Annotated in this window: 22 protein-coding genes; 18 read left to right on the top strand and 4 right to left on the bottom strand. The window is 70.9% G+C overall.

The features are described from left to right. Positions 1 to 38: 38 nt before the first annotated feature. The 4 genes from G6N64_RS22975 to G6N64_RS22960 all read right to left on the bottom strand — a co-directional run bounded on the left by G6N64_RS22975 (position 39) and on the right by G6N64_RS22960 (position 4,150). The gene (locus tag G6N64_RS22975) at positions 39 to 1,562 is read right to left on the bottom strand and encodes an alpha-(1->6)-mannopyranosyltransferase A (protein WP_163800086.1); all 1,524 of its coding nucleotides are present in this window, start codon (positions 1,560 to 1,562) and stop codon (positions 39 to 41) included. 5 nt (positions 1,563 to 1,567) lie between these two features. Beyond that, positions 1,568 to 2,662 (bottom strand): bifunctional (2E,6E)-farnesyl/geranyl diphosphate synthase, encoded by a 1,095-nt coding sequence (gene idsA2 / locus G6N64_RS22970; RefSeq protein WP_163802052.1) that lies wholly within the window; start codon positions 2,660 to 2,662, stop codon positions 1,568 to 1,570. A gap of 162 nt (positions 2,663 to 2,824) precedes the next feature. Next, a complete protein-coding gene (locus G6N64_RS22965) occupies positions 2,825 to 3,511 on the bottom strand; it encodes an LppM family (lipo)protein (protein WP_163802051.1) in 687 nt (228 codons plus the stop codon). A gap of 39 nt (positions 3,512 to 3,550) precedes the next feature. After that, positions 3,551 to 4,150, bottom strand: coding sequence for a GNAT family N-acetyltransferase (locus tag G6N64_RS22960; RefSeq protein ID WP_163802050.1), 600 nt, complete (start codon positions 4,148 to 4,150; stop codon positions 3,551 to 3,553). 279 nt (positions 4,151 to 4,429) lie between these two features. On the opposite strand from G6N64_RS22960, the gene G6N64_RS22955 reads away from it, so the two are divergent. The 18 genes from G6N64_RS22955 to G6N64_RS22870 all read left to right on the top strand — a co-directional run bounded on the left by G6N64_RS22955 (position 4,430) and on the right by G6N64_RS22870 (position 24,025). Then, the gene (locus tag G6N64_RS22955; RefSeq protein WP_163800084.1) at positions 4,430 to 4,840 is read left to right on the top strand and encodes an SCO2097 family morphological protein; all 411 of its coding nucleotides are present in this window, start codon (positions 4,430 to 4,432) and stop codon (positions 4,838 to 4,840) included. A 401-nt stretch (positions 4,841 to 5,241) separates the two neighbouring features. Next, complete coding sequence (gene mraZ / locus G6N64_RS22950; protein ID WP_163800082.1) at positions 5,242 to 5,673, top strand: division/cell wall cluster transcriptional repressor MraZ; 432 nt, start codon at positions 5,242 to 5,244, stop codon at positions 5,671 to 5,673. Next, entirely contained in the window at positions 5,648 to 6,814 is a 1,167-nt protein-coding gene (rsmH, locus tag G6N64_RS22945) for a 16S rRNA (cytosine(1402)-N(4))-methyltransferase RsmH (RefSeq protein WP_163800080.1), read from the top strand. Before mraZ ends, rsmH begins: the two co-directional genes overlap by 26 nt. Continuing rightward, on the top strand, positions 6,814 to 7,854 hold the full coding sequence (gene ftsL / locus G6N64_RS22940) for a cell division protein FtsL (RefSeq protein ID WP_174266866.1): 1,041 nt from the start codon (positions 6,814 to 6,816) through the stop codon (positions 7,852 to 7,854). Before rsmH ends, ftsL begins: the two co-directional genes overlap by 1 nt. Then, entirely contained in the window at positions 7,851 to 9,761 is a 1,911-nt protein-coding gene (locus tag G6N64_RS22935; RefSeq protein ID WP_163800078.1) for a peptidoglycan D,D-transpeptidase FtsI family protein, read from the top strand. The genes ftsL and G6N64_RS22935 overlap by 4 nt, the downstream gene beginning before the upstream one ends. 42 nt (positions 9,762 to 9,803) lie before the next feature. Further along, positions 9,804 to 11,327, top strand: a complete 1,524-nt coding sequence (locus tag G6N64_RS22930; RefSeq protein WP_163800075.1) for a UDP-N-acetylmuramoyl-L-alanyl-D-glutamate--2,6-diaminopimelate ligase — start codon at positions 9,804 to 9,806, stop codon at positions 11,325 to 11,327. Continuing rightward, entirely contained in the window at positions 11,324 to 12,826 is a 1,503-nt protein-coding gene (locus G6N64_RS22925) for a UDP-N-acetylmuramoyl-tripeptide--D-alanyl-D-alanine ligase (protein ID WP_163800074.1), read from the top strand. The genes G6N64_RS22930 and G6N64_RS22925 overlap by 4 nt, the downstream gene beginning before the upstream one ends. Further along, entirely contained in the window at positions 12,823 to 13,902 is a 1,080-nt protein-coding gene (gene mraY, locus G6N64_RS22920) for a phospho-N-acetylmuramoyl-pentapeptide-transferase (protein WP_163800072.1), read from the top strand. Before G6N64_RS22925 ends, mraY begins: the two co-directional genes overlap by 4 nt. 149 nt (positions 13,903 to 14,051) lie before the next feature. Continuing rightward, the gene (gene ftsW, locus G6N64_RS22915; protein WP_409370775.1) at positions 14,052 to 15,716 is read left to right on the top strand and encodes a putative lipid II flippase FtsW; all 1,665 of its coding nucleotides are present in this window, start codon (positions 14,052 to 14,054) and stop codon (positions 15,714 to 15,716) included. After that, on the top strand, positions 15,713 to 16,864 hold the full coding sequence (gene murG / locus G6N64_RS22910; protein ID WP_163800070.1) for an undecaprenyldiphospho-muramoylpentapeptide beta-N-acetylglucosaminyltransferase: 1,152 nt from the start codon (positions 15,713 to 15,715) through the stop codon (positions 16,862 to 16,864). Before ftsW ends, murG begins: the two co-directional genes overlap by 4 nt. Further along, on the top strand, positions 16,861 to 18,282 hold the full coding sequence (gene murC / locus G6N64_RS22905; protein WP_163800068.1) for a UDP-N-acetylmuramate--L-alanine ligase: 1,422 nt from the start codon (positions 16,861 to 16,863) through the stop codon (positions 18,280 to 18,282). Before murG ends, murC begins: the two co-directional genes overlap by 4 nt. Continuing rightward, entirely contained in the window at positions 18,279 to 19,211 is a 933-nt protein-coding gene (locus tag G6N64_RS22900; protein ID WP_163800065.1) for a cell division protein FtsQ/DivIB, read from the top strand. Before murC ends, G6N64_RS22900 begins: the two co-directional genes overlap by 4 nt. A 222-nt stretch (positions 19,212 to 19,433) precedes the next feature. Then, on the top strand, positions 19,434 to 20,576 hold the full coding sequence (gene ftsZ, locus G6N64_RS22895; protein WP_163800062.1) for a cell division protein FtsZ: 1,143 nt from the start codon (positions 19,434 to 19,436) through the stop codon (positions 20,574 to 20,576). A 23-nt stretch (positions 20,577 to 20,599) separates the two neighbouring features. Continuing rightward, positions 20,600 to 21,304 carry a peptidoglycan editing factor PgeF gene (gene pgeF, locus G6N64_RS22890; RefSeq protein ID WP_163800060.1) on the top strand — a complete coding sequence of 235 codons (705 nt, stop codon included), beginning with the start codon at positions 20,600 to 20,602 and terminating at the stop codon, positions 21,302 to 21,304. Between the two features lie 238 nt (positions 21,305 to 21,542). Beyond that, positions 21,543 to 22,226, top strand: coding sequence for a cell division protein SepF (locus G6N64_RS22885; protein WP_163800058.1), 684 nt, complete (start codon positions 21,543 to 21,545; stop codon positions 22,224 to 22,226). Positions 22,227 to 22,349: 123 nt separating this feature from the next. Then, complete coding sequence (locus tag G6N64_RS22880; RefSeq protein WP_163800056.1) at positions 22,350 to 22,640, top strand: YggT family protein; 291 nt, start codon at positions 22,350 to 22,352, stop codon at positions 22,638 to 22,640. A gap of 158 nt (positions 22,641 to 22,798) precedes the next feature. Further along, a complete protein-coding gene (gene wag31, locus G6N64_RS22875) occupies positions 22,799 to 23,641 on the top strand; it encodes a DivIVA-like cell division protein Wag31 (protein ID WP_163800053.1) in 843 nt (280 codons plus the stop codon). Positions 23,642 to 23,656: 15 nt separating this feature from the next. Next, positions 23,657 to 24,025 carry a DUF308 domain-containing protein gene (locus tag G6N64_RS22870; protein ID WP_163800051.1) on the top strand — a complete coding sequence of 123 codons (369 nt, stop codon included), beginning with the start codon at positions 23,657 to 23,659 and terminating at the stop codon, positions 24,023 to 24,025. Positions 24,026 to 24,059 lie beyond the last annotated feature (34 nt).

Genomic DNA, 24,059 nt, shown 5'->3' with positions numbered 1-24,059 from the left:
ACGGTCGGCGGCCTATTGACCGTGCCACGGTCGGCGGCCTACTGAGCCTCGCTCGTCACCCTCTCCGGCGCCCGCGACAGCGAGTACCAGGCCGCGACGGCGAGTGCCGTCGCGAGCAGGACGTGCAGCCACGAGTACATGCCGTGTGAGCCATCGGGCTTGAAGATCACCATGATCCACGTCGAGAAGCCCGCGATGACGGCGATCGCACTGCGGCTCTGCGCCAGCACCGACACCACCGCCAGCGGCCACGTGTAGTACCAGGGCAGAGCCGCTGGGACGAACAGCACCACCACCAGCATCGCCAGCGCGATGCCCGTCAGCGCCTGCCGATCGTCGTGGCGGTAGCGCCACCACAGCAGTGGTAGCGAGATCGCGATGACGGCGATGCCGATGATCCGGGTCACCTCGAGCACGGCGTAGAAGTTGACCGGTATCACCAATCCACCCAGCGCGTTGATCAGGTTCGCCGCGGCCGTCGGCAACGTCAACCAATTGATGATCTTCACCGAACCCGCCAGCGCCGTCAGCCACCCGAGTCCGACGCCGGCGAGCAGGGACACCACGGCGAAGACGACCACGAAGATCGCGGCCGACGCCGCCGTCGCGATCGAGAAGGCGCGAACCGCCCCGAGATCGCGCTTGGCGCGCAGGCGGTGCATCCACATCCACACCATGAAGGGCAGCGCCAGCCCCGCGGTGGCCTTGACCGCCACGGCCAGCGCGATGAGCGACACGCCCCACGCCGGTCGGTCGGCGAGCGTCAGCGCGATCGCCGCCATCATCAGCCCGACCATCAGCATCTCGTTGTGCACGCCACCCATCAGATGGATGATCACCAGCGGGTTGAGCACGCAGATCCACAGCGCCGCAGCACCGTTGGCGCCGATCCGTCGCGCCACCCGCGGCGCCGCCCAGATCAGCATGACGAGCCCGGGCAGCATGCACAGCCGCAGCAGCATCGTGCCCGCCACGACGTCCTCGCCGACGACGAGCGTGACGAACTTGGCCACCAGGATGAACGCGGGCCCGTACGGCGCCGTCGTCGTCGTCCAGATCGGGCTGACGTTGTCCAGCAGTGAGTTCACGTTGTCGATCGGGCCGACGACGTAGGGATCGAAGCCGTCGCGCAGGAGCGCTCCCTGCGCGAGGTAGGAGTACGTGTCGCGACTGAACACCGGCACGCTGAGAAGTAGTGGGGCAAGCCAGAATCCGGTGGTCGCGACCATCGTGTACTCGGTGGCGCTGCGGTCCACCACGCGGCGGCCCAGCCACAGCCAGGAGAACAGCATCACCGCGACGCCACCCCAGAGCAGTACCGACGACACGACCAGCCCGTGGCCGAACCGCAGCCACGACAGGTGCAGCGATTCGAGCAGGGGGTCGTGCAGGCGGGTGCTGCCCGCGCCGAGCCCGCCGATCGTGATCAGCCACGCGCCCAGGAAGCCCAGCAGCGCGGGCCGCGCCTCCTGTGACCTGGTGAACGCCAGCAGTCGCGACACCGCACCGCCGACGCGCGACGTCCCGTCCGTGGTCGGCGGGGGAGACGTGGGAGTGGCCATCTGCGTCAGGCGGACCGGTTGGACGCCAATCCGGCGAGTTCGGCCAGACCGACCTTGGCGGCGTCGTGGATCGGTGCGGCCACGAGCACCTCGAGGCCGCGGGACGTGAGTTCGGCGATGTGCGTCTCGACGGCGGCCAGGGCGCCTACCGACTCGATCGCCGACCGCAGGTCGCCCACCTGGGCGTCGGTCAGGTCGGTGCCGATGGACGTACGCAGCAGCTTGGCCGCGACGGGATCGGTGCGGTCGGCTCGTTCCAGCGCTTCGGCCAGGAGCACCGTGCGCTTGCCCGAGCGGAGGTCGTCACCGGACGGCTTGCCGGTGACGGCCGGGTCGCCGAAGACGCCCAAGACGTCGTCGCGCAGTTGGAACGCGATCCCGAGGTCGGTGCCGACCTCGAGGAAGGTCTCCTGCACGTCGGGGCGGTCCGCCGCGGCGGCCGCGCCGAATTGCAGCGGCCGCGACACGGTGTACGACGCGGTCTTGAACCGGTTGACGTTCATCGCGGAGGCGACGGTCTCGGCGCGCCCGGACTCTGCGGCGATGTCGAGGTACTGACCCCCGAGCACCTCCGTCCGGATGTCGGCCCACACCCGCCGCACGCGCCGGAGCGCGTCGATCGAGAGGCCGGAGTCGGCGATGACGTCGTCGGCCCACACCAGCGACAGGTCACCGCACAGGATCGCCGCCGACAACCCGAACTGCTCGGGTGACCCGTGCCAGTCGCGCGTGCGGTGCAGGTCGGCGAAGAGACGGTGGACGGTGGGCAGCCCCCGGCGCGTCGCGGAGGCGTCGATGACGTCGTCGTGCACGAGCGCGCAGGCGTGCAGCAGCTCCAGCGCGCCGAAGAGGCGCAGCGTGTCCGGGCGCAGTGGGTCGCCCATGGTCTCGGGATCGACGACGGCGCGCCATCCCCAGTAGGCGAACAGCGGCCGCAGGCGTTTGCCGCCGCGCAACACGAACTCCTCGAGCCCCGCGGTCAACTCGGCGTAGTCGGTGCCGATGTAGGCGGCGTCGCTGCGACGCAGGACGAGGTAGGCGCGCAGCTCGTCGGTCACCGCCGCGGCCAGTTCGGCGGCCCCGGGCACTGCCGGCGCGATCCCGCTCCGCTCCTCGCTGGGATTCGGCGCGATCCCGCTCCGCTCCTCGCTGGGACTTGGCGCGATCCCGCTCCGCTCCTCGCTCGCGCTCAGGAGACGCCCCTTTCCCTAACCCGGGCACGCTGTTGGTGCCATCGGAGAGTCATTGAAGACTAGAGCCTGTCAGTGCGGGGGCTGTTGCGGGCTGGCGAGCACCGGGCTGCGGTCGCGGCTCATCCAGGCCAGCCCGCCGATGACCCCGGCCACCAGGAACGCTCCCAGCGACAACCAGATCGCCGCGCCGGTGAACGACCTGGCACTCGGATCGGTGTAGCGCGCCTGGGCGTTCATCGTGCTCACGACACCGGGCCGCAGCTTCCACTCGACGATGTCGGAGGCCACCTGGTCACCGTTGGTGGAGGTCACCTCACCGGGGAACGAGACGCTGAGCGAGACGTCCGCCTCCGGATCGTTCAGCGACGTCAGATCCGCGCGGCCCTCCAGGATCACCAGGTCGCCGGCGCGGCGCAGCGAGATGTCGACGCCCGCCGCGTCGCGATTCATCCCGGCGAGCTGGGGCAGCTCGGCGAACGTCAGGTCGGAGAAGACCGCCTGCGAGCCGACGTAGTCGTCGCGCTCGTACGACGACACCGACACCTTGTTGCTGAACGGGAGGGTGTTGAGCAACTGCGGACCCTTGTCGTCGCCGTCGCGTGGCTTCGCCGCGGCGATGATCTGACCGGACACCCGATCGTCGGGGGAGACCGTGATCGACGCACGCACCCGGACGCACCCCGCTGCCGCGGGCACGATCACGAAGAGAAGGAGTAGGGCGACCAGCCGCTTGCTTCGCCTTCGGTTGCTCACCAGCACGAGGTCATCGTGCCAGACCGGACGGCTCGTCGGAGGTCAGAGGGGAAGTGTGCGCCCCAGGATCGCGAACGGCCGCGGATCGCCGGCGAAGTGATAGCCGCGGATCACGTCGGTAAAGCCGAGCCTGCGGTACAGCCGCCAGGCGCGGTTCTCCTCTCCGGTGATCTCCGGCGTGGACAGCAGCACGTGTGACTCGGGTCGGTCGGCGAGCAACCGCCGGGCCAGCGCCTCGCCGAGTCCCTGCCCCTGGGCATCGGGGTGGATGTGCAGCTCGGTGAGTTCGAAGTAGCCGTTCATGAGTTCGGAGATCCGTCCGGCATCGGTTCCGCCGCGCTGCAGCCCTGCGACCACCTGCTGCTGCCACCACTGGTCGGGTGCGCCGCAGTAGCCGTACGCGACCCCCAGGATCGGCGCGCCTGCCAGCCGGTCGGCATCGTCGGCGTTGGCGCCGTCATCCGCGGATTGCACTGCCGCGACGGCCTTCCAGCCCTGCCGACGGGTGTGCTCCAGCCACATGGAGGCGCGCTGGTCCTCGGTGCCCCGGGGGTAGCGCATGGCTGCGACGTAGACGGTCAGCGCGTCGCCGAGGCGTCGTTGCATGTCGGCCGTCGACAGGTCGATCAGGAACGTCGCCAACCTCGTGATGCCCTTCGCGAAAGTGGTGGACCGGGACCTCGGCAGGGTGGCCGCCGGGTGCCCGGAGTCCACCCCATTATCCGCTGGATCCGCGGCCGGTCGACGTGGCACCTCGGTCCCATCGGCCTCGCCGTACAATCGAGCATCGAACTAGGTGGTACGGCTCAGATTCACCTCGTATCATGAGTGTTGAGTGCCCGTCCGGCGGGCACTCGCCACCTTGTACGAGTCCGGGCACGAGTTCGGACCCTTGACGGCCGCAGGAATTGGGAGGCACGGATGCCACTCTCCGATCATGAGCAGCGCATGCTCGACCAGATCGAGAGCGCGCTCTATGCCGAGGACCCCAAGTTCGCCTCCAGCGTGCGCGGGGGCAACCTCCGTGCACCGTCGGCGCGGCGTCGCCTGCAAGGTGGCGTGCTGTTCCTCGTCGGTCTGGCGCTTCTGGTCGCCGGCATCGCGCTCAAGGCGACCTGGGTCGGCAGCCTGCCGGTGCTCTCGGTCGTCGGCTTCATCGTGATGTTCGGCGGTGTCGTGTTCGCCATCACCGGCCCGCGCGTCGCCGGAGGCCGTGACAAGGCCGCCCCCGAGGGTGGCGGAGGGTCGCGGCCCCGCAAGGCCAAGGGCGGCGGCGGTGGCTCGTTCACCAGTCGCATGGAGGACCGGTTCCGCAAGCGCTTCGACGAGTAAACGCTTCGTCGTCACAGGGGTAGCTCCCATCGGGAGCTGCCCCTTTTTCACGTCCTAGGACGCCCACCCGGCGCCCGACCGTCGGTGCCGCCTCACGATGGCTCAGCGACGCGCCGGGCGACGCGCCGACACGATTCCGCGGCACGGAGATTCCCCACCTGGCCCCACCACGGCCGAAACCAGCCTTGAGCTGCACTTTTCATGCCGGACCACCGCTCCTGGGGGCCGCCGCCGACCCCTCGACCTGGGTGAATGGATGCCGGGTGGGGAGACGGTGGGTCGTTTTCCCAATGGATGGCGCGATGTGGGGGATTGTGGGGTAAAGTGGCGGACAACGGAGCGCAGGTGCTCCGGGTGTACGGGCAGAAGCAACTCGGGACCCCCGAGTGGGAGGTGGCGAGATGTTTCTCGGCACCTACACGCCAAAGCTCGACGACAAGGGGCGGCTCACGCTGCCCGCCAAGTTCCGCGACGCGCTGGCAGGGGGGTTGATGGTCACCAAGAGTCAAGATCACAGCCTCGCGGTCTACCCGCGTGCCGAGTTCGAAGCGCTCGCGGAACGACTGACGCAGGCATCCCGGAGCAATCCGGAGGCCAGGGCCTACCTGCGCAACCTCGCCGCGGCGACCGACGAGCAGCATCCGGACGCGCAGGGCCGGATCACGCTCACGGCCGACCACCGTCGGTACGCGGACCTGACCAAGGAGTGCGTGGTCACCGGTTCCATCACGTACCTCGAGATCTGGGATGCACAGGCCTGGCAGGAATACCAGGCCGCACACGAAGAGAACTTCTCCTCGGCCAGCGATGAAACTCTGCGCGACATCATCTGATCCACAGTTCGACCTCGATGCCGTCCATGCATCGTGGCCTCTGCCCGAACCGACCCTGACGTACTTCCCCGACGCCAGGTTCGTGACCTCGGACAGAGACCCCGATGCACGGGCACCACATCGCAGACGCCTGCGCTACGGGAGGGGACCGGCCGTGGCTGACCATCCCACCGACGCCGCCGGCGCACCCCACGTTCCCGTTCTGCTCGACCGCTGCGTCGAACTCCTGGTTCCCGCGCTCACCCGGCACGCCGCCGACGGATCCGGCGCCGTCCTGGTCGACGCCACCCTCGGCGCAGGCGGCCACGCCGAGCGATTCCTCACCGACCTCCCGGGCCTCCGCCTCGTCGGGCTGGACCGAGACCCCACCGCGCTCGACCTCGCCGACCGGCGCCTCGCTCCGTTCGGTGACCGCGTGCGACTGGTCCGCACCCGCTACGACGGCTACTGGGACGATCGCACCGAGCCCGTCGTCCACGGCGTGCTGTTCGACCTCGGCGTGTCGAGCATGCAGCTCGACCGCGCCGACCGCGGGTTCTCCTACTCCAAGGACGCGCCCTTGGACATGCGGATGGATCCCGACGGTCCGCTGACGGCCGCCGACGTCGTCAACACCTACGAACTCCGCGACCTCGCCCGCGTCCTGCGCGAGTTCGGCGACGAGCGCTTCGCCTCCCGCATCGCCGCCGAGATCGGCCGCAGGCGCGCCCAGCAGCCGCTGCGCACCACCGCCGAACTGGTGGAGGTGCTCTACACCGCGATCCCCGCCGCGACCCGGCGCACCGGCGGCCACCCGGCCAAGCGCACCTTCCAGGCGCTGCGCACCGTCGTCAACGCCGAACTGGACTCGCTGCGCGAGGCGCTGCCCGCCGCGCTCGACGCGCTCGACACGGGCGGCCGCATCGTCGTCATGGCCTATCAGTCGCTGGAGGACAAGATCGTCAAGAACGTCTTCGCGGACGCGACCGCGTCGCGGACCCCGGCCGGCCTGCCGATGGAGCTGCCCGGCCACGAACCGCTGTTCACCTCGCTGACGCGCGGCGCCGAGAAGGCGAACGACGTCGAGATCGACCTCAACCCCCGCAGTGCATCGGTTCGGCTCAGGGCCCTGGAACGGGCCGTAGGAAGGGACGTCTCCTGATGGCCAAACGCAAGGAACCGGTGCGCGCCAAGAACGTCCGCCGAACCGACGAACGTCGACGCCCGTCCGGCGCGACGGCACGGCGGACCGGGGACTCCCCGACGCGTGGCCGCAGGCCGGCGGCCGACCAGCGGCCGGCGCGGCCGAAGGGCTCGGGTCCGCAGACCAGCCCGATCCCGCGCCCGGCCCAGGCGCCCGGCCGCCCCAAGAACGCCGCTCAGGCGAAGGCCAGGGCCAAGGCGCGCAAGGCCAAGGCGCCGAAGATCGTTCGGCCGCCGCTGCGGGAGCGCCTGCTCGTCCGGCTGTCCGCCGTCGAACTGAACCCGCGCGAGCTGGTCGGCCGGGTTCCGTTCGTGGTGCTGGTGATCGGCGCCCTGGGCCTCGGCCTCGGCGTCACGCTGTGGCTCTCGACCGATGCCGCGGAGCGGTCCTACGAACTGGGGCACGCCCGCCAGACCAATCAGGCTCTGATGCAACAGAAGGACGCCTTGGAGCGCGACGTCCTCGAGGCCCAGGCCGCGCCCGCACTCGCCGAGTCCGCGCGGCAGCTGGGCATGATCCCGTCGCGGGACACCGCGCACCTGGTCCAGGATCCCGCCGGGGCGTGGATCGTCGTCGGCACACCCAAGCCCGCCGAAGGCGTCCAGCCCCCGCCGCTGAACATGCCGCTGCCCGAGCCCGGGCCGCCCGCCCCGCCGCCGCCACCGGCGCCGCGGGTGGTCGAGCCGCGTGAGCTGACCGTGCGGATGCCCGAGCGTCCCGCGCTGCCGCTCGATCCCGCGGCTGCCGCCGCGGCACCCGGAGCGGTGCTCGCCGCGCCCGTCGTACCCGGCGCACCCGTCCTGCCCGGGGCGCCCGCCGCCCCGGTGCTGCCCGCCGCGCCCGGCGCGCCGGTCGCCGAGGTGCCCGCCCCCGCCGCGCCGCCCATCGTCGATCCGGAGCACCTCGCCTCGCCGCAGCTGCCTGCGCTGCCAGGTCCGCCCGCCGCGGTCGAACCACCCGCACCGGTGGCCGTGCCCGCACCGGGAACGCCCGCATGAGCTGGCGCGGGAAGCGCGGCACGCCCGCCGCGTCCCGTGGACGCGTCGATCAGCCGCATTCCGCGCGCGCCCGCAGGATCCGGGAGCCGTTGTCCGACAGCGGGCCTCGCGGCTCGTCCTTCGGGTTCCGGCACCGCGCGGGCAACGTCGTCATCGCCCTCGTGCTGACGGTGGCGGGCGTCCAGCTGTTCATGCTCCAGGTGCCCCGCGCCGAGGGGTTGCGTGCCGAGGCCGCCGGCCAGCTCAAGGTCACCGACATCGACCCCGCCGTCCGCGGCAGCATCGTCGACCGCAACAACGACAAGCTGGCCTTCACCATCGAGGCCAGGGCGTTGACGTTCCAGCCCGCGAAGATCCAGAAGCAACTCGCCGACGCGAAGGCCGCGGAGCCGTCCGCACCGGAACCATCGAAGCGCCTGGCCGAGATCGCCAAGGGCGTGTCCGGGCTGCTGAACGGCAAGCCGGACGCGCCGACGCTGCTGAAGAAGCTGTCGGGTAGGGACTCCTTCGTCTACCTCGCCCGGGCCGTCGACCCGGCGATCGCCCAGGCGATCATGACGAAGTACCCCGAGATCGGCGCCGAGCGACAGGACATCCGGCAGTACCCGGGTGGCTCGCTCGCCGCCAACATCGTCGGCGGAATCGACTGGGACGGGCACGGTCTGCTCGGCCTGGAGGACTCGCTGGACTCCAAGCTCGCCGGCACCGACGGTGCGGTCACCTACGACCGCGGCTCGGACGGCGTCGTGATCCCCGGCAGCTACCGCAACCGCCACGACGCGGTCGACGGCGCCACCGTGGAGTTGACGATCGACGACGACATCCAGTTCTACGTCCAGCAGCAGGTGCAGCAGGCCAAGAACCTCTCGGGCGCCAAGAACGTCTCCGCGGTCGTGCTGGACGCGAAGACCGGCGAGGTGCTCGCCATGTCGAACGACAACACGTTCGACCCGAGCCAGGACCTCGGCAGGCAGGAAGACCGCGAGCTGGGCAACCTCTCCGTCACCTCGCCCTTCGAGCCCGGATCGGTCAACAAGATCGTCACGGCCGCATCGGCGATCGAGTACGGCCTGACCAACCCCGACGAGGTGCTGCAGGTCCCGGGTTCCATCGACATGGGCGGCGTGACGGTGCGCGACGCGTGGTCACACGGCGTCATGCCGTACACGACCACCGGCGTGTTCGGGAAGTCCTCCAACGTCGGCACGCTGATGCTGTCGCAGCGCGTCGGCCCGGAACGGTGGGCCGACATGGCGAAGAAGTTCGGGCTCGGCGCCCGCACCGGCGTCGGCCTGCCCGGCGAGAGTTCCGGCCTGGTCCCGCCGATCGACCAGTGGTCGGGAAGCTCGTTCGCGAACCTGCCCATCGGACAGGGACTTTCGATGACCCTGCTGCAGATGACCGGCATGTACCAGGCCATCGCCAACGACGGCGTGCGCATCCCGCCGCGCATCATCAAGTCGGTCGTGGCGGCGGACGGGAGCAGGACCGACGAGGAGCGGCCCGAGGGCGTGCGAGTGGTCTCCGCCCCCACCGCCGAGGCGGTGCGGAACATGTTGCGCGCCACCATTCAACGCGACCCGACCGGCGTCCAGCAGGGCACCGGCTGGCAGGCGTCCGTCGAGGGCTACCAGATCGCGGGCAAGACGGGCACCGCGCAGCAGATCAACCCCGCCTGCGGCTGCTACTACGACGACGTCTACTGGATCACCTTCGCCGGCATGGTGCCGTCGAACGACCCCCGCTACGTGGTCGGCGTGATGATGGACAACCCGCATCGCACCGCGGAGGGCCTACCGGGCACCACGTCGGCGCCGCTGTTCCACAACATCGCGTCGTGGCTGCTGCAGCGGGAGAACGTGCCGCTCTCACCCGACCCCGGCGGACCCCTGGTGCTCCAGGGCTGACGTGCCGGTCGGACCCGACGGGGCCGGTACTGTGTCAACGCCATGATGTTGCGTCCCTCGCACCCCGCCGGTGCCGATCTTGCGCACCTCCTGGATCGCCTCCACGCCACCACGACCTCGGAGGCCGTGGACCTCGTCCTCACGGGTGTCACGCTGCGCGGCCAGGACGCCCGGCCCGGTGACCTCTTCGCGGCGCTGCCCGGAGGGTCGGTGCACGGCGCTCGGTACGCCGCCGACGCCATCGACCGCGGCGCGGTCGCCGTCCTGACCGATCCCGAGGGCGCGACCCGGATCGACGACGACGCCGTCCCGGTACTGGTCCACCCCAACCCCCGCGCGGTCCTCGGGGTGGCCGCCGCCGCCGTCTACGGGAACCCGTCCGAACTCCTGCGCGTCATCGGCGTCACCGGGACCTCGGGCAAAACCACCACCACGCACCTGGTCGAGGCCGGGTTGCGCGCCGCCGGTCGCGTCGCCGGTCTGATCGGCGGCGTCGGCATCCGGATCGACGGCCACGACGAACCCGGCGGGCTGACGACGCCCGAGGCGCCCGACCTGCAGGCCCTGCTCGCGGCGATGCTCGAGCGCGGCGTGGACACGGTGGTGATGGAGGTGTCGAGCCACGCGCTGACGCTCGGACGGGTCGACGGCGTGCACTTCGCGGTGGGCGGGTTCACCAACCTGTCCCGCGACCACCTCGACTTCCACCCCACGATGGCCGACTACCTGGACGCCAAGGCGCGACTCTTCGACCCCCGGTCCTCGACGCACGCGGACGTGTCGGTGGTCTGCGTCGACGACGACGCCGGCCTCGAGGTCGCCCGCCGGGCAGACGGTCCCGTCACGGTGAGCCTCGACGGTCGCGGCGACGGCTGGCGTGCCGAGGACGTCCGGGTGGCGGCCCGGGGTGGTCAGGACTTCGTCGCCGTCGACCCCGCCGGTGGACGCCACCCGCTGCACGTCGCGCTACCCGGCCGGTTCAACGTCGCGAACTGCCTGCTCGCCGCCGCGCTCCTCGACGCCGTCGGGGTGTCGCCGGAGCAGGCCGCAGCCGGTCTGCGCGACGCCGGCGTGCCCGGCCGCCTCGAAGCCGTCGACCGCGGTCAACCCTTCCTCGCGCTCGTCGACTACGCGCACAAGCCTGGAGCGCTGGGTGCGGTCCTGTCGACGCTGCGCGACCAGGCGTCGGGCCGGATCGCGGTCGTGATCGGTGCCGGCGGCGACCGCGACCCGGGCAAGCGGGAGCCGATGGGCCGGGTCGCCGCCGAACTGGCCGACCTCGTCGTCGTCACCGACGACAACCCGCGCAGCGAGGACCCCGCGACCATCCGGGCGGCGCTCCTGTCGGGTGCACGCGCCGCTGCACCCGCCACGACGGACGTCGCCGAGATCGGTGACCGCAGAGCCGCCATCGAGTACGCCGTCGAGTGGGCCCGCGACGGCGACGTCGTGCTGGTGGCGGGCAAGGGACACGAGGCCGGCCAGACCGTGGCCGGCCACACCCGGCCGTTCGACGACCGCGACGAACTGGCCTCGGCCCTGGCCGGACTGGGAGCACGCCCGTGATCGATCTCTCCCTGGCGCGGATCGCCGAGATCGTCGGCGGCGTGGTCGCCGACGTGCCCGCGGGTGACGCGGACCTCGTCCACGTCACCGGCACCGTCGAGTTCGACTCGCGCGAGGTCCGCCCCGGTGGACTGTTCCTCGCGCTGCCCGGCGCACGCGCCGACGGCCACGACTTCGCCGCGGCAGCGGTGGCCGCGGGTGCGGTCGCCGTCCTCGCCGCGCGCCCGGTCGGCGTCCCCGCGATCGTCGTGCCTCCGGCTCCGGCCGCGGGGGACCGGGAGTCGGGCGTCCTCGAACACGACGCCGACGGGTCGGGCGCGGCCGTGCTGGCGGCGCTGGCCAGGCTGGCCGCTGCCGTCGCCGCGGAACTCGTCGAGGGCGGGCTGACGATCATCGGCGTCACCGGTTCCTCGGGCAAGACCTCGACCAAGGACCTGCTGGCCGCGGTACTCGCCCCGCTCGGCGAGGTGATCGCCCCGCCCGGCTCGTTCAACAACGAACTGGGCCACCCGTGGACGGTGCTGCGCGCGACCACCTCGACCGACTACCTGATCCTCGAGTTGTCGGCGCGGCACCCGGGCAACATCGCCGCGCTGGCCGCCATCGCGCCGCCGTCGATCGGGGTGGTGCTCAACGTCGGCACCGCTCACCTCGGCGAGTTCGGCTCCCGCGAGGCCATCGCCGCCACGAAGTCCGAACTGCCGCAGGCGGTTCCATCGTCCGGCGTGGTGATCCTCAACGTCGACGACGCTGCCGTCGCCGCGATGGCCGACGTCACGGCGGCACGCGTCGTGCGGGTGGCACGCCGGCCCGGCGTCGACCTCTGGGCCGGTGACGTCACGCTCGACGAGTTGGCGCGGCCGAGCTTCACGCTGCACACCGCCGGCGCGGAGGTGCCCGTGCAGCTGGCCGTGCACGGGGACCACCAGGTGTCGAATGCACTGTGCGCCGCGGCGGTCGCGCTGCAGTGCGGCGCCGATCTCGACACGGTGGCGGCGGCGTTGGCGACGGCGGGACCGGTGTCCCGGCGGCGCATGCAGGTGACCACCCGCGCCGACGGCGTGACCATCGTCAACGACGCGTACAACGCCAATCCCGACTCGATGCGGGCGGGCCTCAAGGCGCTGGCCTGGATGGCTCAGTCGACCGCGGTGGACGGCGTCGGCAAACGCCGGAGCTGGGCCGTGCTGGGCGAGATGGCGGAACTCGGTGACGATGCGATCGGCGAACATGACAGCATCGGTCGTCTGTCCGTGCGCTTAGATGTGTCACGGCTCGTCGTCGTCGGAACCGGGAGGTCCATGAGCGCCATGCACCACGGGGCCGTCATGGAGGGATCGTGGGGCAGCGAGTCGAGCATGGTGCCCGACGCCGACGCCGCGCTCGCGCTGCTCCGGGCAGAACTGCGTGCGGGTGACGTGGTGCTGGTGAAGGCGTCCAACTCGTCCGGGCTCGGCGTACTCGCCGACGCGCTGGCCGCCGACGGGGGCCCGGCGTGAGACAGATACTCATCGCCGTCGGCATCGCGCTGGCGGTATCGATCCTGCTGACGCCCGCCCTGATCCGGCTGTTCACCCGGCAGGGCTTCGGCCAGGAGATCCGCGAGGACGGTCCGCCCAGCCACCAGAAGAAGCGCGGCACCCCCTCGATGGGCGGCGTGGCGATCCTGGCCGGCATCTGGGCCGGGTACCTCGGCACCCACCTGGTCGGTCTCGCGCTCGACGGGCGCGGGCCGTCCGCGTCCGGACTCCTGGTACTCGGGCTGGCGACCGCGCTGGGTGCGGTCGGCTTCATCGACGACCTCATCAAGATCCGCCGGTCGCGCAACCTCGGGCTGAACAAGACCGCGAAGACCGTCGGACAGCTGACGGCGGCGGTGCTGTTCGGCGTGCTGGCGCTGCAGTTCCGCAATCCCGACGGGCTCACGCCCGGCAGCCCCGAGCTGTCCTACGTCCGCGAGATCGCCACCGTGACGTTCGCGCCGGCGGTGTTCGTCCTGTTCGTGGTGGTGCTGGTGAGCGCGTGGTCGAACGCGGTCAACCTGACCGACGGGCTCGACGGCCTCGCCGCCGGAGCGATGGCGATGGTGACCGCCGCCTACGTGATCATCACGTTCTGGCAGTTCCGCAACGCCTGCGCCACCAGCCCCGGGCTCGGCTGCTACAACGTGCGGGACCCGCTCGACCTGGCACTGGTGGCCGCCGCCACCGCCGGAGCGTGCATCGGCTTCCTGTGGTGGAACGCCGCACCCGCCAAGATCTTCATGGGGGACACGGGGTCGCTCGCGCTCGGCGGCGTCATCGCCGGCCTGTCGGTCACGAGTCGCACCGAGACGCTGGCGATCGTGCTGGGTGCCCTGTTCGTCGCCGAGGTCACGTCGGTGGTCGTGCAGATCCTCGCGTTCCGGACGACGGGCCGCCGGGTGTTCCGGATGGCGCCGTTCCACCACCACTTCGAGCTGGTCGGGTGGGCCGAAACCACGGTCATCATCCGGTTCTGGCTGCTCACCGCGATCGCCTGCGGGCTCGGTGTCGCGCTGTTCTACAGCGAGTGGCTGGCCACCGTCGGCGCCTAGCCCGTCGCTTCGCTCGCCCTGGTTCGCGACACGCGCCGGGATGTCCCGGCCTTCCCGTGCGCGGCGGGGGAGGATTTTGGGGTGCAAGGGACAGATGAGCCAGCTGATGCAATCGTGGCTTGTGTGACTCCTGAGACCCGGGTGGTCGCGTGACCTCGCTGCTCTCGCGCCTCCGTCGCCCACGCGGCACGGACGCCGACGCCGCAGTGGCGCGTCCGCCGGTCGGCCCCCGGACCAAGTTCGGGGCCTGGCTCGAACGGCCGATGACGTCGTTCCACCTGATCATCGCGGTGGCGGCCCTGCTCGTCACGCTCGGACTCATCATGGTGCTGTCCGCATCGGGGGTGCACTCCTACGACGAGGACGGCACGCCCTGGGCGATCTTCGCCAAGCAGGTGCTGTGGACGGGTGTCGGACTGCTGGCGTTTTACGTCGCGCTGCGGATGCCGATCGCGATGATGCGGCGCCTGGCCTTCCCGGGGTTCCTCGTCACCATCGTCCTGCTGGTGCTGGTGCTGATCCCCGGCATCGGCACGCTCTCGAACGGCTCGCGCGGGTGGTTCGTGGTGGCCGGTCTCTCGATGCAGCCCTCGGAGTTGGCGAAGATCGCGTTCGCCATCTGGGGTGCCCACCTGTTGGCGACACGTCGCATGGAGAAGGCGTCGCTGCGGGAGATGCTGGTCCCGCTGCTACCAGCCGCGGTGGTGGCGCTGACGTTGATCGTGGTGCAGCCCGACCTCGGGCAGACGGTGTCGCTCGTCATCATCCTGCTCGGCCTGCTCTGGTACGCGGGCCTGCCGCTGAAGGTCTTCGTCATCGGCATGGTGTCCGCGGCCTCGCTGGGGGCCTTCCTCGCGGTCTCGGCCGGCTACCGCTCGGCGCGCGTGCAGTCCTGGCTGGATCCCGCCGCCGACGCCCAGGGCTCGGGCTACCAGGCGAAGCAGGCCCGTTTCGCGCTGGCCAACGGCGGCGTCTTCGGCGACGGCCTCGGGCAGGGCACGGCCAAGTGGAACTACCTGCCCAACGCGCACAACGACTTCATCTTCGCGATCATCGGCGAGGAACTCGGCTTCGTCGGCGCAGCCGGACTGCTGCTGCTATTCGGCCTGTTCGCCTACACCGGCATGCGCATCGCCCGCCGCTCGGCGGACCCGTTCCTGCGTCTGCTCACCGCCACGACGACGCTCTGGGTGCTCGGTCAGGCGTTCATCAACATCGGCTACGTCGTCGGGCTGCTGCCGGTGACCGGTCTGCAGCTGCCGCTCATCTCCGCCGGCGGCACCTCGACGGCCACGACGCTGCTCATGATCGGGATCATCGCCAACGCCGCACGACACGAACCCGAGGCGGTGGCCGCCCTGCGCGCCGGACGCGACGACCGGATGAATCGGCTGCTGCGGTTGCCGCTGCCCGAGCCCTACGTCCCCTCGCGCGTCGAGGCGGTCAAGGACCGGCTGCGGGCCAGGTCCGCGTCGTCGGGCGGCAAGTCCGCACCGGCCAAGCGGCTCCCCGCCAAGCCCCCGGCGCGGGTCAGGTCGATGGCCCCGGCCAGGGTCGCCACCAAGGCCGAGCAGAAGGCTGGGCAGAAGGCGCGGGCCAAGGCCACCAAGTCGCGCAAGAAGGTCGACGACCGGACAGAGCAGAGGGCCACCGCCCGGGCGGAGCGCAGGGTCCGCGACGTGGCCGCCCGCGAGGACCGGAGGCAGATCACCCAGCCGGGCGACCGTAGGGTGAGCGGCGCGGTGCATCATGGAGCCCGTCGAACTCAACAGGGCCGTCCGGCCCGCTCACTGGAAGGCCGACCCTACGGGTGAATGACCGCGCCATCCCCGGGAGCGACCGAGGCACCTCCGTCGTACTCGCCGGTGGTGGCACCGCGGGGCACATCGAGCCCGCCATGGCCGTCGCCGACGCGCTCGTCGCGATCGACCCGAACATCAGGATCACCGCCCTGGGCACCTACCGAGGGTTGGAGACCAGGCTCGTCCCCGAGCGGGGCTACTCCCTCGAACTGATCACGCCGGTGCCGCTGCCGCGCAAGCCCAGCGGCGATTTGGCGCGTCTGCCCGTGCGGGTCCGCGAGGCGGTCCGGCAGACCCGCGCCGTCCTGGACGCGGTGGACGCCGACGTGGTGATCGGCTTCGGCGGCTACGTGGCGCTGCCGGCCTACCTCGCGGCCCGCGGCAGGGTCCGGGGACGCCGGGTGATCCCCGTCGTCGTGCACGAGGCCAACGCCCGGGCGGGCTGGGCGAACCGGGTCGGCGCGAGGTCCGCGCGCCGGGTGCTGGCCGCCGTCCCGGATCCCGGGCTGGGCCCCGTCGAGGTCGTCGGCGTCCCGGTCCGCCAGAGCATCACGCTGCTGGACCGCGCCGCGTTGCGTGCTGAGGCGCGCGCCCACTTCGGCTTCGCCGAGGACGCCCGCGTTCTGCTGGTCTTCGGCGGGTCGCAGGGCGCGCAGTCGATCAACCGCGCGGTGTCGGGCGCGGCGGGCGCCCTCGTCGCCGCGGGCATCTCCGTACTCCACGCGCACGGCCCGAAGAACGTGCTCGACCTCGCCGAGCCGCGTCCGGGCGACCCGCCGTACGTCGCGGTCCCGTACCTCGACCGCATGGACCTGGCGTACGCCGCGGCCGACCTGGCGATCTGCCGGTCCGGGGCGATGACGGTCGCGGAGGTCACCGCGGTCGGCCTGCCCGCCATCTACGTCCCGCTGCCCATCGGCAACGGCGAGCAGCGGCTCAACGCCCTACCCGTGGTGGGCGCAGGCGGCGGGATGCTGGTCGACGACGCCGACCTCGTGCCGTCGTTCGTCGCCGATACCGTTTCGGGCGTGCTGTCCGACGAGCGCCGGCTGGGTGCGATGACGTCGGCCGCGGCGCTGGCCGGGCACCGCGACGCGGCTCATCGGGTCGCCGAGGTGGCGCTCGCGGTCGCCGCCGAGCCGCGGAGGATGCGCCGATGAGCGGGCGCGAGCTGCCCGAGGTGCTCCGGCGGGTCCACATGGTCGGCATCGGCGGTGCCGGGATGTCCGGGATCGCCCGCATCCTGCTGGACCGCGGAGGTCAGGTGTCGGGCTCGGACGCGAAGGAGTCGCGTGGCCTGGCCGCGCTGCGGGCCCGGGGTGCGCTGGTGCGGGTCGGGCACGACCCGTCGTCGCTGGACATGCTCGAGGGCGGCCCGACGGCCGTCGTCAGCACGCACGCCGCGATACCGAAGACGAATCCCGAACTGGTCGAGGCTCATCGGCGCGGACTCCCGGTGATCATGCGCCCGACGGTGCTCGCGCGGTTGATGGACGGCTACCGCACCGTGATGGTGACGGGGACGCACGGCAAGACCACGACGACGTCGATGGTGATCGTCGCCCTGCAGCACAGTGGGTTCGATCCCTCGTTCGCCGTCGGCGGCGACCTCGGCGAGGCGGGCACCAACGCCCATCACGGCAGCGGTGACGTCTTCGTCGCCGAGGCCGACGAGAGCGACGGGTCCCTGCTCGAGTACACGCCCGACGTCGCGGTCGTGACGAACGTCGAGGCCGACCACCTCGACTTCTTCGGCACGGTCGAGGCCTACGAGGAGGTGTTCGACTCCTTCGTCGCCCGGTTGCGGCCCGGCGGTGCCCTGGTCGTCTGCGTCGACGATCCGGGTTCCGCGCGGCTCGCCGAGCGCTCGCGCGCCCGCGGCGTGCGGGTGCTCGCCTACGGCAGCGGCGACGACCCCGAACTCGCGGGCTCCCTGCAGGAGTGGACCCAGCAGGGCACCGGCGGCGTCGCCACCGTACGGCTGGCGGGGGAGCGCGCGGCCCGTGGGATGCGGCTCGCGGTACCCGGCAGGCACATGGCCCTGAACGCGCTCGCCGCACTGCTGGCCGCTCGCGAGGCCGGCGCCGACGCAGGCGCGGTGCTCGACGGACTGGCGGGCTTCGAGGGCGTCCGTCGCCGGTTCGAGGCGGTGGGCACGGCAGGCGGGGTGCGCGTGTTCGACGACTACGCCCACCACCCGACCGAGGTCCGCGCGACGCTCGAGGCAGTGCGGGCGGTCGCCGGGGACGCCCGCTCGATCGTGGTGTTCCAGCCGCACCTCTACTCCCGCACCCAGGCCTTCGCACGGGAATTCGGCGCGGCGCTCGACCTCGCCGACGTCGCCTTCGTCCTCGACGTGTACGCCGCGCGCGAGCAGCCGCTGCCCGGGATCAGCGGTGCGTCCATCGCCGAGCACACGACGACGCGCTGTCACTACGTCCCGGACTTCTCGACGGTCGCGGCACGGGTCGCGGAGGTGGCCCGCCCGGGCGACGTCGTCGTCACGATGGGCGCAGGTGACGTGACGATGCTCGGGCAGGAGATCCTGACGGCCATCGACCAGGCGTTGCGGCGATGACCGACGACCCCACCGAGGAGTCGGCCCAGGAGACCGCGACTGCCGAGGACGAACCGGTGGACGTCGACGCTGCCAAAGAGGCGGACGCTCCCGAGGACGCCGAGGACGAGGACTTCGAGGGGCCGCGCAGGCGGGCACGCCGCGAGCGCGAGGAACGCCGCGCGGCCCAGGCCAGGGCGACGGCGATCGAGGACGCCCGCAGGGAGGCGAAGCGCAAGGTGGTTGGCGCGCCGGCCCAGGAGGCGAAGGCCCCCGCGCGCGGGCTGATCCGCGGCCTCAAGGCCCTGCTGTGGTCGGCCCTGATCAGCGTCGTCGTGGTCGGTGCGGGCCTGCTGCTCTACTTCACGCCGATCATGGCCGCCAGGTCGACCGTGATCGACGGGCTCGTCACCGTCACGCCCGCGGAGATCGAGGCCGCGGCCGCGGTCCAGACGGGGACGCCGCTGCTGCAGGTCGACACCGATGCCGTGGCGGAACGGGTGGCCACCATCCGCAAGGTGGCCAGCGCACGCGTGCAGCGCGAATATCCGTCGACGCTGCGGATCACCGTGGTCGAGCGGATTCCCGTGGTGGTCAAGGACTATCCGGACGGTCCGCACCTCTTCGACCGCGACGGCGTCGACTTCGACACCGCCCCGCCGCCACCGGGACTGCCGTACCTGGACGCGGACAATCCCGGACCCACCGACGCGCCGACGAAGGCCGCGCTGGAGGTGCTGCTGTCCCTGCGCCCGGAGGTGTTCGGGCAGGTGAGCCGCATCGCTGCGCCGTCGGTCGCGTCGATCACGCTGACGCTGTTCGACGGCCGCGAGGTCATCTGGGGGACCACCGACCGGACCGAGGAGAAGGCCCTCAAACTCGGCGCACTGCTCACTCAGCCGGGTCGGACCTACGACGTGTCGAGTCCGGATCTGCCGACCGTCAAGTGACCGGTGTGCGGCATGTCTGGCGTCGCCGTCCGGCGCTGGGACATCGTCGCCTCCGGCGAAAAACCGACACGCCACGGCGCGCCTGCGCGGATACCTCCCGCACTCGCCCTACCGTTCTGTTTGCACGGAACTACTTGACATAACTCTAAGCCTGTGGTTGAGGTTGAGAGTTTTGCTCCGGGAGTCCGGCACCCCATTCAGGCAACAGGGAGGAAGGCGACGATGACGCCCCCGCACAACTATCTCGCCGTCATCAAGGTGGTCGGCATCGGTGGCGGCGGCGTGAATGCCGTCAACCGAATGATCGAACAGGGCCTCAAGGGCGTCGAGTTCATCGCCATCAACACCGACGCCCAGGCGTTGTTGATGAGCGATGCCGACGTGAAGCTCGACGTCGGCCGCGACTCCACCCGGGGCCTTGGCGCGGGCGCCGATCCCGAGGTCGGACGCAAGGCCGCCGAGGACGCCAAGGACGACATCGAGGAGCTGCTCCGCGGCGCCGACATGGTGTTCGTGACCGCAGGCGAGGGTGGTGGCACCGGAACCGGTGGCGCACCCGTCGTCGCGACCATCGCGCGCAAGCTCGGTGCGCTCACGGTCGGCGTCGTCACCCGGCCGTTCTCGTTCGAGGGCAAGCGCCGGTCCAATCAGGCCGAGACGGGCATCACGGCGCTGCGCGAGAGCTGCGACACGCTGATCGTGATCCCCAACGACCGCCTGTTGCAGATGGGCGATGCGGCGGTCTCGCTGATGGATGCCTTCCGCAGTGCCGACGAGGTGCTCCTCAACGGCGTGCAGGGCATCACCGACCTCATCACGACGCCCGGCCTCATCAACGTCGACTTCGCCGACGTCAAGGGCGTCATGAGCGGTGCCGGCACCGCGCTGATGGGCATCGGCTCGGCCCGTGGCGACGGGCGTGCGCTCAAGGCCGCCGAGATCGCGATCAACTCGCCGCTGCTCGAGCAGTCCATGGAGGGTGCCCAGGGCGTCCTGCTGTCCGTCGCCGGCGGCAGCGACCTCGGCCTCTTCGAGATCAACGAGGCGGCGTCGCTGGTCCAGGACTCCGCGCACCAGGACGCCAACATCATCTTCGGCACGGTCATCGACGACTCGCTCGGCGACGAGGTGCGCGTCACGGTCATTGCGGCCGGCTTCGATGCCGCCGGACCGAGCCGCAAGCCGGTGGTGGGTACGACGGGGCAGGGCATCGCCCCGGGACGTGCGGGCAAGATCGGCTCGCCGTTCGGCGAGCCCGCCGATCCGGCCGACGTGTCCCTGCACACCAACGGCGCGACGGTCAGCATCGGTGGCGGCGGGGACGACGACGACGACGTCGACGTGCCGCCCTTCATGCGGCACTGACCCACGTCCGACGGTTCCGTAGCGTGAGCGTTCGCGTCCGCCGGGTCACCACCACCCGCACGGGTGGGGTGTCGGCGGCGCCGTACGACACCTTCAACCTCGGCGATCACGTCGGTGACGATCCCGCCGCCGTCGCGGCCAACCGCAGCAGGCTCGCGACGGCGCTGGGTCTCGGTCCCGACCGCGTCCGGTGGATGAACCAGGTGCACTCGGCGCGGGTGGCGGTGATCGACGGCCCCGGCGCGACGGTCGACGACGTCGACGCGCTGGTGACCGCGGAACCGAGGCTGGCGCTGGCCGTACTCAGTGCCGACTGCGTCCCCGTCCTACTGGCCGACGCGAGGGCGGGCGTCGTCGGAGCCGCGCACGCCGGTCGGGTCGGCGCCCAGCACGGGGTGGTGGTCAACACGGTCGAGGCGATGGTGGAACTCGGCGCGCGCGTCCAGGACATCTCCGTGCTGCTGGGGCCGGCCGTCAGCGGCCCCAACTACGAGGTGCCCGACCAGATGGCCGCCGAGGTCGAGGACGCGCTACCCGGCAGCCGGGCCAGGACGGCACGCGGAACCGCGGCGTTGGACATCCGCGCCGGATTGGCAAGGCAGCTCGGGGGATTGGGCATCCGCGCGGTCGACGTCGATCCGCGGTGCACCGTCGAGGACCCGAACCTGTTCAGCCACCGGCGGGGATCGCCCACCGGGCGGCTCGCCTCACTGGTGTGGATGGAATGACCCCCGTCGTGGACCGCCGGACGTTTGACGGGCGAGTCCGACCGGGTAATACGACGTCATCTGGTGACGGCTCGGTCCATCGGCGACCTCGAGACGTCCTTTCAACATCGCTGCGCGCGTGCGCGTGTCGGTACCGCCATCGCACCGTGGTGGCCGCTAACGTCACCTACACCAGTCACACCAGTCACAACTTCATCACAGACAACACAAACCACAGTCTCCGCGAAGGGTCCTCCAGATGAGCACGTTGCATAAGGTCAAGGCCTACTTCGGTATGGCACCCATGGACGACTACGACGACGAGTACTACGAGGACGACGACCGCACGGCCCGCGCCGCCTACCCGCGCCGGGCACGCGAGGAGCGCTTCGAGGACGACGCCTACGGCCGCGAGCCCCGCGGGTACGACGAGCGCAGTGGCGCAAGGGAATTCGAGCGTGAGTTCGGTCGCGAGATGGATCCCGTGCCCGCCGGTTACCGCGGCGCCGGCTACATGGAGGAGCCCGGCTACCGCGCCGGGATGCGCGGCGGCGTGCGCAGCGAGTTCGCCCAGCCCCGATTCAACACCCTGCGCGGAGCGACCCGGGGGTCCGCCGCGATGGAGCCGCGCCGGATGGCCGAGCTGTTCGAGGCGGGTAGCCCGCTGGCGAAGATCACGACCCTGCGCCCGAAGGACTACAGCGAAGCGCGCACCATCGGCGAGCGCTTCCGCGACGGCACGCCCGTGATCATGGACCTGGTGTCGATGGACAACGCGGACGCCAAGCGTCTGGTCGACTTCGCCGCCGGCCTGGCGTTCGCGCTTCGCGGGTCGTTCGACAAGGTCGCCACCAAGGTCTTCCTGCTGTCGCCGGCCGACGTCGACGTCAGCGCCGAGGAGCGCAGGCGGATCGCCGAGGCGGGCTTCTACTCACACCAGTAGGGGTGTCGGTGGTCCGGGGCCACCACGGCCGCGGCGGGTAGGCTCGGAGTCGAATCCCGTCGCGGTGCTCGTGCCCCGCGTACGCGCACTGTCACACATCTGCCTGGAGTGAGGTCGCCGGAGTTGGCGTTGTTCTTCGAGATCCTGGGCTTCGCGCTGTTCGTATTCTGGCTTCTTCTGATTGCCAGGGTCGTCGTGGAGTTCATCCGATCATTCAGCCGGGACTGGCGTCCCAAGGGCTTCACCGTCGTGGTGCTCGAGGTGATCCTGTCGTTGACCGACCCGCCGGTGAAGCTGCTCCGGCGCCTGATTCCGCAGCTCACGATAGGTGCGGTGCGGTTCGACCTGTCGATCATGGTGCTGCTGCTACTGGCCTTCGTCGGGATGCAACTGGCCTTCGGAGCGGCGGCCTGACCGTCCGGGTCGAAGGCGATCGAACTTTGAAGATCGCTCTTAATTGCAGCCTCTGGTGCAACCGCAGAGTCCACTGTGACAGGATGGGCGCCAGTTACTTCCACCATGGCTTTACACTTTGAGACCCGTTGACGGTCCAGACTCCAAGGGGGCAGACGATGCCGCTCACTCCTGCTGACGTTCACAACGTCGCATTCAGCAAGCCACCCATCGGCAAGCGCGGCTACAACGAGGACGAGGTAGATGCATTCCTCGACCTCGTCGAGAACGAGCTGACCCGACTCATCGAGGAGAACGCCGACCTCCGCCAGCGCGTCAGCGAGCTGGATTCCGAGGTCGCGTCCGCTCGTTCGGGTAGCGGCAACGGCAACGGCGGCCAGCCCGCCCAGTCGATCCCGCTCTACCAGCAGCCCGAGCCCGAGCCCGAGCCGGTCGCGCCCCCGCAGCCCGTCTACGAGGCCCCGCCCGTCGCGGCGCAGGCCCCGGCAGCGGCGCAGAGCGAGGAATCGGCCATGCGTGCGGCTCGCGTCCTCACCCTGGCGCAGGACACCGCGGATCGTTTGACCAGTTCCGCGCAGGCGGAGTCGGACAAGCTGCTCTCCGACGCACGTGCGCAAGCCGACCTCATGGTCAGCGAGGCCCGTCAGACCGCGGACACCACGGTCACCGAGGCCAAGCAGCGCGCCGACGCCCTGCTCCTGGACGCGCAGACGCGCTCCGAGACGCAGCTGCGTCAGGCACAGGAGAAGGCCGACGCCCTGCAGGCGGACGCCGAGCGCAAGCACTCCGAGATCATGGGGACCATCAACCAGCAGCGCACCGTCCTCGAAGGCCGGCTCGAGCAGCTGCGGACCTTCGAGCGTGAGTACCGCACGCGCCTCAAGACCTACCTCGAGTCTCAGCTCGAGGAACTCGGTCAGCGTGGCTCGGCGGCACCGGTGGACTCGACCGCCAATACCGACGGCACCCAGTTCAATCAGTTCAACCGGGGCAACAACTAACCGATCGGCTGATCCGTGCTCATCGTTGCGCTCGTCCTTGCCGTCGTGGGCCTCGCGGCCCTCGTCACCGCCGTCGTCACGAGCAACGAGTTGATCGCCTGGGTGTGCATCGGCGCCAGCGTGATCGGCGTCGTCCTGCTGATCGTCGACGCGCTGCGGGAGCGGTCCCGCGACGACGACTCCGATTCGGCCGATGGTCCGGCCGATCAGACCGAGGTCCTCGCCGAACCCGCCGAGGACTACCCGGACGACGCGACGACGCAATTGCCCACCTACACCGAACACGACGCGTCGGAGGCGTCCGAGCCCTCGGACGCCGAGACCAGTGCCGTGACGGTGTCCGATGACCGCGCCGACGACGACCGGCCGAGCACCACCACCTAGGCCGATCCGACTCGCCCTCGGCTCCGAATACTCC

Source organism: Mycolicibacterium sediminis, from assembly GCF_010731735.1.
Classification (GTDB): Bacteria; Actinomycetota; Actinomycetes; order Mycobacteriales; family Mycobacteriaceae; genus Mycobacterium; species Mycobacterium sediminis.
This window is presented reverse-complemented; position numbering and strand designations above follow the sequence as displayed.